This is a genomic window from Clostridium saccharoperbutylacetonicum N1-4(HMT) (assembly GCF_000340885.1).
In the GTDB taxonomy this organism is placed as follows: Bacteria; Bacillota; Clostridia; order Clostridiales; family Clostridiaceae; genus Clostridium; species Clostridium saccharoperbutylacetonicum.
The window spans coordinates 6,046,466-6,058,251 of the sequence record NC_020291.1 but is presented as its reverse complement, the minus strand read 5'-3'; the positions used below and the strand labels follow the sequence as shown (position 1 = coordinate 6,058,251).

Sequence of the window (11,786 nt, the reverse complement as noted above, 5' to 3'; positions counted from 1 at the left end):
TGTACCTTCTTTTTTTCAATTGTCAATGATCATTGATCAATTGTCAATCAGGTGAAGAGTATCAGTTATTATATATTTTAAGTTTCATTTCTGCAACTACCTGCAATTTTGCTTAAAATTTTACATATCTCTTTGCAATCTTGAAGCGCTTTTAAAATATTAGCATCTTTCAAAATTTTAGATTGTATAATAAGTTCCAACCAGTATTCGCTTTCATTAGCTTCCTATTCATCTTGTATAAAAACTCTGTCTTAGTATATCCTTTAATAGCTTCTTTAATATTAGCACCTATGCTAGTTCCAGAACGCAATAATTGCTTTGATAAAATAAACTCCTTATTAAATACCAAAGCTTTATAAATATTGATGATTTCAAGAGCAAAATCAAACGACTTATTAACAATAACATTACTATAAATAACCATCCCTCCAAAACTACTGAAAATTTGATCATCGATCATTGATAATTGACCATTGTATCATTATTCTTGCCTAAAAACAAAATTAATAAACAAAAAAAGAACCACCATTTTTAGCAGTTCCTAAATATTATTTAACAGATTTTAATCTGGCAATATCAGCCTAATTATTTGCAGTAACTAATTCCACTTGGGATAAATCTTTTCTTATACCAGTAACATTACCTTGAATTTTAGCTATATCATTAGCCATCTTATCATGTTCAGCTTTATTAACTTCAGCAGAATGCTCTAATGCTCTTAAAATTTGTGTATGCTCATCTACTTTAGTTTCAAGTCTATCAAATTTTGTATCTAGATTTACGATTTTAGATTCAAGTCTTTTTAAAATATCTAAAACTTCGTTGTTCACGCATTTCACCTCGCATAAATTTGAATGGATTAATGTTATTATAGAGAACAAACAACTGAAAAATTACAGCAACAGATTAGAGATTCATGATAATCATCCATATTGTTTGAATTAAGCAACTGATCATTGAAAATTGACCATTGACAATTAAAAAAAGGAACCACCGAAGTAGCTCCAATTTAGTTCATTATCTCTTAAATTTAAATCAACAACGAATTAAAATATCCATAATTGATAATTGATAATTGATAATTGATAATTGATAATTGATAATTGATTATTTACTAAGCTTACGTAGTGTCTCTCTGTTCATGAAGTTCAATGCAACTCCCACACCAAATACTATCCAAAATACAGGAGCAACACTTACTACTGAATCATTGAAGAAACCGGTAACTAAGTATCCCAAGACACCTAAAGATGTAATAGCTCCAAGCATTTTTTGTTTATCCAAATCATAATTTTCTTTGAAAGCATACAATTTGAAACTATCAACTAAATAAGTAATTGTTATTATTAAAAATGCTAACAATGCTATCACTCCATAGTTAAGTGCCATTTGTAAATAGAGATTATGTGCTTTATCAACAGTTATATTTGGGGTATCAAGAGCATAATATTTAGCGATTAATTCACCTTGAGGAAATACAAATGGGAATGTGTCTGGACCATTTCCTAATATGATAGTATTTTTAAGCAATGGAATAGACCTTGACCAAATATATCCTCTCGCAGAACCTAGTTTTTCCTTTCCTTTAAAACCAAAGGTTTCAGGATATTGTAAATCTATAAATTTCTTTGTGCTCATGTCCATAAGATGAAATGTTTTAACATCATTTAATTTAAATATAAATCTTGGTTGATTATCTATATTTAAAAGTAAAGTGTCAGACATAACTGATTTGCTATCAAGTTTCCCAAAAGCAAAAGTGAAATTTCTAAAAGCTTCATAATTAGTTGTTAATACTTTTCCGTTTAAAGTATATGGAACAATTTCGTTTTTAGAATTTTTAAATACTGGATTACCAGTTTCATAAGTTATTTTCAATGTGTCAGCATTATTTGGTAGTACTATTTCTGTTGTTGAACCTTCATATTTAATATCCTTTATAGGAGTGTGATCTGTATAATCAAAATCACTTGTACTTTTAAAAATTTCAGAAATATCAGAAGTCAAAGTTGGAAGTCTTCTTAGTATTGATCCGTGAGAAGCAAAATTAACACCTACCAATATCACGATCAATGATAAAAAGCCAATTAAAAGCTTCTTCCAATGATATTTTGAATGTTTTTTAATAGGTTTCCAGAATAATATTGAACCAAATATAAGAGAACCAAAAACACCAACTAAACCTGAACGTGCAGAACTGCCAAATAATAGCCAAAATGAAAGCAATGTTCCTATGAAAGATAAAATCTTATATAAAATTTCATCTTCAAATATCGTATAACAAAACAAAATTGGTAATACAATAGAAACAAAACTTCCCATGTAGTTATAGTTAATAAAGGTACCATAAAGTGTGTGTTCTTGAATGGTTGGAGTTAAATTTCCAGTAGTCTTAAAATATTCACTAGGTACAACCATGAGTTTACCAAGAGGTGTTGCAATTAGGTCTTGTCCAATGTATTGGAATAATCCCAAAAATGCATTAATAAATACTATAATTAATATTGGAATTATAATATATTTATAATTATTAGTATTTTTGAAAGTATAAATTGAATATAAGAAAATGATTAAATAACATGAAATAGTAATAAACCCTTCAGCCCTATCAAACATCCCCCAAAAAGAAACTTCTTGATATTTTGAAAAAATTGAAGAAAGGAGTATAAAAAGAAAAAAAACACCAGTTGAAATTAAAATTAAATTAACAACTTTGTCTTTTTTGTTAAAAATTTTCTTAAAAAATACTATACTGAGTAATATTAGTATAATAGAAAAAAACATTAATAAAAAGGCTTTTTTTTGCGAAAATAAATCTACTTGAGTAGTACTGCCCCATATATTAGCTACATTTTCATCAACGTTAACGTTGGTCATCCGAACAATTAAAGGTACAATGCTCAGGATAACTGCAATTGGTAAGAAAAAATTATAAGATTTATCTTTTGAATTATTTCTAAGCTTATCCATATCTACACATCCTAATATAATTATTTTTGTAATTTACACATACAAATATGTAATATTATAGCATCCTCAGCAATTCATTGCAACGAAGCACAAGGAAATGTAAGGTTTTAGTAACAATACTAGCTGACAATTATCAATAGTCAATTTGAAGAAACTGAATTTTTAAGTATTTCTAATAAGTATTTTGTCCAAATACCTATAAATACAAGAAAAGATATGGCAAAATTATATTTTGAGTAATAATGCTTTTTATAAAAAATCCACATTGCATTGTGAAAATCATATATAACTTTAGTCCTTTTCTTTTTGGAACTTCCACCTTTGTAATGAGTTATTGTTGCTTTGGGGTAATATAAAATTTTATATCCATTTTCCTTAATACGATAGCATAAATCAATATCCTCACCATACATAAAAAAATCCTCATCTAGTAAACCTGATTTATCAAGTGCTGTTTTCGGCATAAGCATAAAAGCACCCATCAGACAATCAACTTCTCCAACTTCATCTTCTTTTAAGTGTAATGCATCATATTGCCCATACTTTATAGGATTGATTTTATATAATTTTAATAAATAATAAAGTGAAGCTTTAGGAGTTGGGAAGCCTCTTTTGCAAGCATGATCAAGTTTTCCGTTTGGAAGCACAACTTTGCAGCCTAAAGCACCTAAATTTGAGTTTTTATCCATCTCTGCTAGGCATTGTTCTAGACAATCTTCGTTGACAACCGTATCTGAATTAAGTAATAATATATATTGACCTTCAGCAGCTCGCATACCAATATTATTGGCTTTTGCAAAACCTAAATTTGTAGAGTTTACAAATACTTTTAATGTTTTTTTTGATATAAGATCACTGAAGGTTTTTTGTAATTTTTCAATACTGTTATCTTTAGAAGCATTGTCTATTAATAAGATTTCATATTGAAAGGTATGTTCTTTGTGAATTATTGATTCTATTGTTTGTCTAGTAAGAGTATAAGTGTTGTAGTTAACGATAATAATAGATAATTTCACAGTTTCCTCCTTTTGTTGCACAATTTAAGATAGAGTAATGTTACTTCATATCAATGGTATCATTTATAACAATCTTTTCATTATTTTTTAAGCCTTTAAAAACAGTTTTAAATAATATGCTCATATCAAGTAATAGAGTCCAATTTTCTATATAAGATATGTCGTATTCAATTCTTTTCTTTATGGATGTATCACCTCTATAACCATTAACTTGAGCAAGGCCTGTTATTCCAGGCTTAACTTGATGTTTTACCATATAAAGAGGGATTTCATCTTTAAAATTATCGACAAAATGAGGAAGCTCAGGTCTAGGACCTACTAAACTCATATCTCCTTTTAAAACATTAAAAAATTGTGGTAATTCATCAATCGAAAATTTACGAATAAATGAACCGAATTTTGTTTTTCTTGGATCAACATCTTTACTCCATCCAGTTTCTTCATATGAATTAACTTTCATGGATCTAAATTTATACATAGTAAATAAATTTTTATTCAAGCCAACACGCTTTTGCTTAAAAACAACAGAGCCATCTGAAGTAAGTTTTATAATTAATGCTGTAATAAGCATGATAGGGCTTGTACATATAATTAAGAATATAGAACCAAGTATATCTATAGCTCGTTTAGTAAATGCATTTCCTAAGTTGTCTAAGGGTATCCGTCTAAGATTAATAAGCGGAATATTACCAATTTGATCTATGTAAGGTTGACTTGGTATGTATTTATAGGAAAAAGGAATTATAGAAATTTTTGTACCGCTTTTCTCGCAAGCAGAAACTATATTTTCTAGATATTTGGCATCCGAAATATCTAAAGCACAAACAACTTCATCAGGTTGTGTTTTATCTAAAACTTCGTATAGGTCAGCATAATCTCCAAGTTTTTCTCCTTTGAAATCTGTACTATCAGCTACATATCCAGAGTAACTATATCCAAAATGTTTATTGTTTTCAAGGACTTCTAAATATTCATTAGCAACTTCACCAGCTCCGACTATTATTACATGTTTTAAATTTAAACCTTTCTTTCTTAGGTTAGATAAAGTTTTTCTTATTATTAGTCTTTTACTTGTTATCAATCCGATATTAACAAAATAAAAGATAACAATAACAAAACGTGAAATATTTCCTAGCTTTAAAGTGAATAGCATAGATAATAGTATAGCAGTAAGAAGAGTATTTGCCTTGATTATTTGACTACACTCTTTAATAAAAACTTTAGTTCTAAAAGAATGATAAAGATTAAAAAAATTAAATACAATTAAATTTATTGGAATTATAATAACTGAAAATTGAAGGTATGTAATTAGCTTTATATACCCAGAATCAGATGAAAATATATGAAAACGAATTAAATATGCTAAAGTCATTGATATAAATAAAATTACAATGTCTGAAACAGCATTTATTTTGTTTAAAAAATTTTGATTTTCTTTTATCATTTATATCATCCTTTATTATTTATTGAAAATACATAACTATATTATATAACAAAATTAGCAATGTACAATTAATAATTTATGTTTTTTAGGGGATTGAGTGGAGCATAAAGAAGAAATTTTAAGGATATGCAATAATTTTGATATAATTCAAGTAACTACTATCGTATTAAATATGTAAATATTGTTTATTTATACTTTATAATATGATAAAATCATTTTTAGAGTGTAAAAGCAATAAACGCAATAATATTTTATTAAGTATGAGTGAAAATTGAGAATTGATCACTGAAAATTGAACTATAAATTAAGGAAGTGATAATTTTGACAAAAGGTATAATACTTGCAGGTGGAAGTGGTACAAGACTTTACCCATTAACTATGGTAACTTCAAAGCAGCTTTTGCCAGTATATGATAAACCTATGATTTATTATCCATTATCAACGTTAATGTTGGCAGGGATTAAAGAAATATTAATAATTTCAACACCAAATGATTTACCTAATTTCGAAAAGCTTTTAGGTGATGGTTCTAGATATGGAATTAATTTATCTTATAAAGTACAACCATCTCCAGATGGATTAGCTCAAGCTTTTATATTAGGTGAAGAGTTTATTGGAAATGATAAATGTGCAATGATACTTGGAGACAATATATTCCATGGAAATGGGTTAACTAAACATTTAAAAAGAGCAGTAGAAAATGAAGGCCGTGGAACAGTTTTTGGGTATTATGTAGAAGATCCAGAACGTTTTGGAGTAGTAGAATTTGATGAAAATGGTAAGGCTGTATCTCTAGAAGAAAAACCTGAAAAACCAAAATCAAACTATGCTGTTACAGGGCTTTATTTTTATGATAACAAGGTTTGTGAATATGCTAAAAATTTAAAACCATCACCAAGAGGAGAGTTGGAAATTACAGATTTAAATAAGATTTATCTTGAAAATGGAAAATTAGATGTTATTACTCTTGGAAGAGGATATGGATGGCTTGATACTGGAACAGTTGATAGTTTAACAGAGGCTTCTGAATATGTAAAGGTAATTGAAACAAGACAAGGACTTAAGATTGCATGTCTAGAAGAAATTTCTTATAAAAATGGTTGGATAACTAAAGAAACTTTGTTAGAAGGTGCAGAGCAGTATGGAAAAAGTCCTTATGGACAACATCTTAAAAATGTTGCGGAAAATAAAGTGATTTACTAGTTGGCAATTGTTAATCGTCAATTGTACAGTGAAAAGAGGTTTAAGTAATGAATTTGATTAAAACTAAATTAGAAGGTGTTTATATAGTTGAACCACAGGTTTTTGGTGATGAAAGAGGATGGTTTATGGAAACTTATTCTAGGATTAAGACTCCGGAAATAGCTTGTGATTTTGTGCAGGATAACCAATCTTATTCTAAAGGAAAAGGAATATTGAGAGGAATTCACTTTCAAAATGGAGAACATGCCCAAGCGAAATTAGTACGTTGTGTCAAAGGGGCTGTGCTTGATGTGGCAGTTGATTTAAGAAAAGGTTCTCCAACTTATAAACAATGGGTAGCTGTTGAACTTTCGGATGAAAATAAAAAGCAATTATTTATTCCAAGAGGTTTTGGACATGGATTTTTGACTTTAACTGATGATGTGGAGTTTGTATATAAAACAGATAATTATTATAACTATGAGAGTGATAGAAGTATTAAATTTAACGATCCAGAAATAGGTGTTGAATGGGGAATAGAAAATCCAATTCTTTCAGAAAAAGATAAAAAGGCACCATTATTGAAGGATAGTGATTGTACATTTATATATAATAAGTAATTAATTATTAATATAAGAAGTGAGGATTGAAGGATGAAAATTGTTGTAACTGGTGGAGCAGGATTTATAGGCGGAAATTTTGTTCACTATATGCTTAATAAATATGAAGATTATAAAATTATTTGTATGGATGCTTTAACTTATGCAGGAAATATGGAAACATTAGAGTCAGTTAAAGATAATCCTAATTTTAGTTTTTATAAAATAGATATAGCAGACAGAAAGGCAGTTTATGAAATGTTTGAGAAAGTAATTCCAGACATTGTAGTGAACTTTGCTGCAGAAAGTCATGTGGATAGATCTATTGAAAATCCTGAAGTATTCTTAAAAACTAATGTTATGGGTACGCAAGTGCTTATGGATGCATGCAGAAAATATGGAATAAAGAGATACCATCAGGTATCAACAGATGAAGTGTATGGAGATTTACCCTTAGATAAACCAGATTTATTTTTTACAGAAGAAACTCCATTGCATACATCAAGCCCATATTCAGCAAGTAAAGCATCAGCTGATCTTTTAGTTGGAGCATATTATAGAACTTATAATTTACCTGTAACTATTTCAAGATGCTCAAATAATTATGGACCATATCATTTCCCAGAAAAATTAATTCCTCTTATGATAGCTAATGCCTTAAATGATAAGGAATTACCTGTGTATGGAACAGGAGAAAATGTGCGTGACTGGCTTTATGTAGAAGATCATTGTAGAGCTATTGATTTAATTATACACAAAGGCAAAGTTGGGGAAGTATATAATATTGGTGGACATAATGAAAGAACTAATTTAGAAGTGGTTAAAACCATTATAAGAGAATTAGGAAAAACAGAGGAGCTTATAAAATATGTTGGTGACCGTAAAGGACATGACATGCGATATGCAATAGATCCTACAAAGATTCATAATGAACTTGGATGGCTTCCAACAACAACCTTTGATGAAGGAATAAAAAAGACAATTAAGTGGTATTTAGACAATAAGGCTTGGTGGGAAAATATAATAAGTGGTGAATATCAAAGTTATTATGAAAAGATGTACACTTCTAGATAGAGTGCGAAGCACAACCAAGAACATGTACCTATAAATAAAACAGCTATGTTGCAATTAAGATCATTCATCTATAAATAAAGTGCGAAGCGAAACCAAGATCATTTAACTTAAATAAACAAGTACCTTACTAAGAGTGTGAAGCACAACCAAGAACATTCGGAGATAGATTAGATGTGAGCAATTATGCATTGAAATCAACAGTTAAGTTTTAAGATTATAAGCAGAGGAGAATCTACAGTTGAGTAATATGATTATCGAAGATAATAATTTAGAAAAAAATTATAGCAAAGACGATTCTCCGCTAGTTTCTATATTAATGGCTGTATATAAACCTAATAAAAAGTGGATTGTGGAACAGCTGGATTCTTTGAATGAGCAGACTTATGAAAATATAGAATTATTAGTTTATGATGATTGTCCAGAGTTTCCTATTAGTGAAGAATTGATAGGAAAGTATATAACAAACTTTTCATATGTTGTAGTTAGTGGAACTAAAAATGAGGGCTCTAATAAAGCGTTTGAAGAACTTACTAAAATAGCAAATGGAGAGTTTTTTGCATATTGTGATCAGGATGATATATGGGAAAAAGAAAAAATAACATTAATGATTGATAAATTTTATGAAAAAGATGTGACACTTGTGTGCAGTGATCTTTCAATAATTGATGAGAATGGACAGAAGATAGCTAAAAGCATAACTGAAATAAGAAAAAGAATTATATATAAGTCTGGATATAACTTGGCAAAAGAATTGCTGATGACTAATTTTGTGACAGGATGTGCAATGATTGTTAAAAGAGATATTTCAATGAAAGCAATACCTTTTGAAAAAACATTAGTTCATGATCAATGGATTGCTATTATAGCGGCATTAAATGGGAAAATAGAATTCATAAATAGGCCTTTAGTAAGATATAGGCAACATAGTTCAAATCAAACAGGTATTTTAAAAGATGTTCATGATAAAAAAACATATTATAGTAAGAGGATAGAGGATTTTATTTATAGATATAAATCACTAGAGAAAAGATTAAAGTATGCTGAATTAGAGGAACATATAAAAAGTTGTTTAATTTGGTTGGATTCTAGAAAAAAATATTTTTTTAAACCTAATATTAAAAATTTGAAAGTTATGATTAAGTATAGAGACTTCCACAAGGTTTCAATAATTATAGAAATTGTATTACCTTTTTTGCCAGAATGCATATTTAAGTATATCATTAAAATGGCAAAGAAAGGTGTACTGTAAAAGGAGAGTTAAAATGATTTTAGTTACTGGAGTAAATGGACAATTAGGTTTTGATATTGTAAAGGAATTAAATAGAAGGAATATCGAGTGTATTGGAATTGATAGAGCAGAATTGGATATAACAGATGCTAATGCTGTTAGGCAGCATATTTTAAAGTTAAAGCCAGAATGTGTAATACATTGTGCAGCATATACAGCGGTTGATAGAGCGGAGGATGAAGAAGAAGCTTGTACAAAAGTCAATGTATATGGTACAGAGAATATAGCAAAGGCTTGTAAAGAAATAGATGCTAAGATGATTTACATATCTACAGATTATGTGTTTGATGGTAAAGGAGACACTTCATTTGAAGTTGACGGTAAAATTGAGCCACATTCAGTTTATGGAAAGACTAAATACGAAGGTGAATTAAAGGTTAAGGAAGTTTTGGATAAGTACTTTATTGTTAGAATTTCATGGGTGTTTGGAGTTAATGGAAACAACTTTATTAAAACAATGCTTAGACTTGGGAAAGAGAAAGAAAGTTTAAATGTTGTGTGTGATCAAATAGGAAGTCCTACATATACTTTTGATTTAGCACCACTTTTATGCGATATGGCTATATCTGAAAAATATGGTGTATATCATGCAACTAATGAAGGTTTTTGTTCTTGGGCAGAGTTTGCAGCAGAAATTATGAAAAAAGCGGATTTAGGTTGCAAGATAAATCCTATTCCGACAAGCGAGTATCCAGCAAAAGCGGAAAGGCCTTTAAATTCAAGACTTTCAAAGAAGAGCCTTTTGGATAATGGATTTAATTTGTTGCCTGATTGGAAAAATGCTTTAGAAAGATACTTAATAGAACTCAAGTAAGAGGATAATATAAAATGAGTAAGAAAAAATTTGTTAAATTAATAGTACTAATATTTATTGTATTTTTATCTAATGTAGCAGTGTTTAAATATTGTGATTTGGAAAGTAAAAATATTACTTTGAGTTATGAAGTAATATCTGACAAACAAGATTCATATCAGCTGTTTTATGGAAATGATTCTTCATGGAAGGAAGAACAATCACAAAAGATAGATTATACTGATATAAATAATAAGGAAAAGTTAGAGTTTACAATTCCAAAGAGCACAAAAGAATTGAGATTCGATTTTGGTGAGCAGCCTGGGAAGACTAATATATCTGATGTTAAATTATCCTATTTTGGTAAGGAAATAAACTTAGATTTAAACCAATTGTTAGATAAAAGCAATCAAAATCAAATTGGAGAAACAAAACAAGAAGAAGGAGCAATTGATTTATTAACAACAGGGACTGATCCACACATAACATATAAGGTTGACATAAGAGTAGAACAATCTCTTTTTGAATACGAAAATATTATAAATTATGTTTTAAAATCAATCATTTGTATATTAATAGATATATTAATATTAATTGTTCTTAGAAAATCAAAAGGTGTACTTGTCTTAATTCAAGAAATTAAAAATAACAGGACTTTAATATGGGGATTAGCAAAAAATGATTTCAAAACAAAATACGCAGGTTCTTATTTGGGCATTATTTGGGCATTTATTCAACCTATAGTAACAATACTAGTTTATTGGTTCGTGTTTGGAGTTGGATTAAGGTCAGGTTCACCAATTAAAGGTGTACCCTTTATATTATGGCTTATGGGGGGATTAGTACCTTGGTTTTTCTTTCAGGAAGCATTATTAAATGCTACAAATTGTATGTTAGAATATAGCTATTTAGTAAAAAAAGTTGTGTTTAAAATAAGTATACTACCTATAGTGAAAATAGTATCAGCATTATTTGTACATTTAGTATTTATAGGTTTTTTGTTTGTGGTAGCATGGATATATGAATTTTATCCATCGATATATACAGTACAATTAATATATTATTCGTTTTGTGTATTTGCTATAGTACTTGCAATATCATATGCAACAAGTGCAATAGTAATTTTCTTTAAAGATTTAGGACAAATAATAAATATTTTTTTACAGATTGGTGTATGGATGACACCTATAATGTGGAGTTATACAATGGTTCCAGAAAAATATCAGTGGATATTAAAGATAAGTCCAATGTATTATATAGTTGAAGGATATAGAGATACATTTTTAAACCATGTTTGGTTTTTCCAAAGATATTTTCAAACATTATATTTTTGGATAATAACACTTGGGTTATTTGCTATTGGAGCAACAATATTTAAAAAATTAAAGCCACATTTTGCAGATGTATTATAAGGGAGATT

12 protein-coding genes are annotated in these 11,786 nt (G+C 28.7%); 6 read left to right on the top strand and 6 right to left on the bottom strand.

The window, feature by feature from the left end; genetic code table 11:
- Positions 1-77: 77 nt before the first annotated feature.
- From CSPA_RS30940 to CSPA_RS26425, 6 genes are all read right to left on the bottom strand, one after another.
- Positions 78-173: a hypothetical protein gene (locus tag CSPA_RS30940; RefSeq protein WP_241428397.1), complete on the bottom strand. Its 96-nt coding sequence runs from the start codon at positions 171-173 to the stop codon at positions 78-80.
- Positions 170-460 carry a four helix bundle protein gene (locus CSPA_RS26445; RefSeq protein ID WP_015395488.1) on the bottom strand — a complete coding sequence of 97 codons (291 nt, stop codon included), beginning with the start codon at positions 458-460 and terminating at the stop codon, positions 170-172. Before CSPA_RS26445 ends, CSPA_RS30940 begins: the two co-directional genes overlap by 4 nt.
- A gap of 121 nt (positions 461-581) precedes the next feature.
- Complete coding sequence (locus tag CSPA_RS26440) at positions 582-830, bottom strand: hypothetical protein (RefSeq protein WP_015395487.1); 249 nt, start codon at positions 828-830, stop codon at positions 582-584.
- Positions 831-1,107: 277 nt separating this feature from the next.
- Positions 1,108-2,970: an O-antigen ligase family protein gene (locus CSPA_RS26435; RefSeq protein ID WP_015395486.1), complete on the bottom strand. Its 1,863-nt coding sequence runs from the start codon at positions 2,968-2,970 to the stop codon at positions 1,108-1,110.
- Between the two features lie 140 nt (positions 2,971-3,110).
- Positions 3,111-3,986 carry a glycosyltransferase family 2 protein gene (locus CSPA_RS26430; protein WP_015395485.1) on the bottom strand — a complete coding sequence of 292 codons (876 nt, stop codon included), beginning with the start codon at positions 3,984-3,986 and terminating at the stop codon, positions 3,111-3,113.
- 40 nt (positions 3,987-4,026) lie between these two features.
- On the bottom strand, positions 4,027-5,430 hold the full coding sequence (locus CSPA_RS26425; protein ID WP_015395484.1) for an undecaprenyl-phosphate glucose phosphotransferase: 1,404 nt from the start codon (positions 5,428-5,430) through the stop codon (positions 4,027-4,029).
- A 321-nt stretch (positions 5,431-5,751) separates the two neighbouring features.
- Between CSPA_RS26425 and rfbA the strand changes: the two genes are divergently transcribed.
- The 6 genes from rfbA to CSPA_RS26395 all read left to right on the top strand — a co-directional run bounded on the left by rfbA (position 5,752) and on the right by CSPA_RS26395 (position 11,778).
- On the top strand, positions 5,752-6,633 hold the full coding sequence (rfbA, locus tag CSPA_RS26420; protein ID WP_015395483.1) for a glucose-1-phosphate thymidylyltransferase RfbA: 882 nt from the start codon (positions 5,752-5,754) through the stop codon (positions 6,631-6,633).
- Between the two features lie 47 nt (positions 6,634-6,680).
- Complete coding sequence (gene rfbC, locus CSPA_RS26415; RefSeq protein WP_015395482.1) at positions 6,681-7,232, top strand: dTDP-4-dehydrorhamnose 3,5-epimerase; 552 nt, start codon at positions 6,681-6,683, stop codon at positions 7,230-7,232.
- Positions 7,233-7,265: 33 nt separating this feature from the next.
- Positions 7,266-8,285 (top strand): dTDP-glucose 4,6-dehydratase, encoded by a 1,020-nt coding sequence (gene rfbB, locus CSPA_RS26410; RefSeq protein ID WP_015395481.1) that lies wholly within the window; start codon positions 7,266-7,268, stop codon positions 8,283-8,285.
- A gap of 247 nt (positions 8,286-8,532) precedes the next feature.
- Complete coding sequence (locus CSPA_RS26405) at positions 8,533-9,534, top strand: glycosyltransferase family 2 protein (RefSeq protein ID WP_241393410.1); 1,002 nt, start codon at positions 8,533-8,535, stop codon at positions 9,532-9,534.
- A 13-nt stretch (positions 9,535-9,547) separates the two neighbouring features.
- Positions 9,548-10,387, top strand: a complete 840-nt coding sequence (gene rfbD, locus CSPA_RS26400; RefSeq protein ID WP_015395479.1) for a dTDP-4-dehydrorhamnose reductase — start codon at positions 9,548-9,550, stop codon at positions 10,385-10,387.
- A 14-nt stretch (positions 10,388-10,401) separates the two neighbouring features.
- Positions 10,402-11,778, top strand: coding sequence for an ABC transporter permease (locus tag CSPA_RS26395; protein WP_015395478.1), 1,377 nt, complete (start codon positions 10,402-10,404; stop codon positions 11,776-11,778).
- Positions 11,779-11,786: the final 8 nt, after the last annotated feature.

What these genes read in the sequence shown, in the direction of transcription:
- CSPA_RS26405 (WP_241393410.1), top strand. Translation starts at nt 8,533, where the DNA reads ATGATTATCGAAGATAATAATTTAGAAAAAAATTATAGCAAAGACGAT.
- rfbD (WP_015395479.1), top strand. Translation starts at nt 9,548, where the DNA reads ATGATTTTAGTTACTGGAGTAAATGGACAATTAGGTTTTGATATTGTA.
- CSPA_RS26395 (WP_015395478.1), top strand. Translation starts at nt 10,402, where the DNA reads ATGAGTAAGAAAAAATTTGTTAAATTAATAGTACTAATATTTATTGTA.
- CSPA_RS26425 (WP_015395484.1), bottom strand. Translation starts at nt 5,430, where the DNA reads ATGATAAAAGAAAATCAAAATTTTTTAAACAAAATAAATGCTGTTTCA.
- rfbB (WP_015395481.1), top strand. Translation starts at nt 7,266, where the DNA reads ATGAAAATTGTTGTAACTGGTGGAGCAGGATTTATAGGCGGAAATTTT.
- CSPA_RS26445 (WP_015395488.1), bottom strand. Translation starts at nt 460, where the DNA reads ATGATCGATGATCAAATTTTCAGTAGTTTTGGAGGGATGGTTATTTAT.
- rfbC (WP_015395482.1), top strand. Translation starts at nt 6,681, where the DNA reads ATGAATTTGATTAAAACTAAATTAGAAGGTGTTTATATAGTTGAACCA.
- CSPA_RS26435 (WP_015395486.1), bottom strand. Translation starts at nt 2,970, where the DNA reads ATGGATAAGCTTAGAAATAATTCAAAAGATAAATCTTATAATTTTTTC.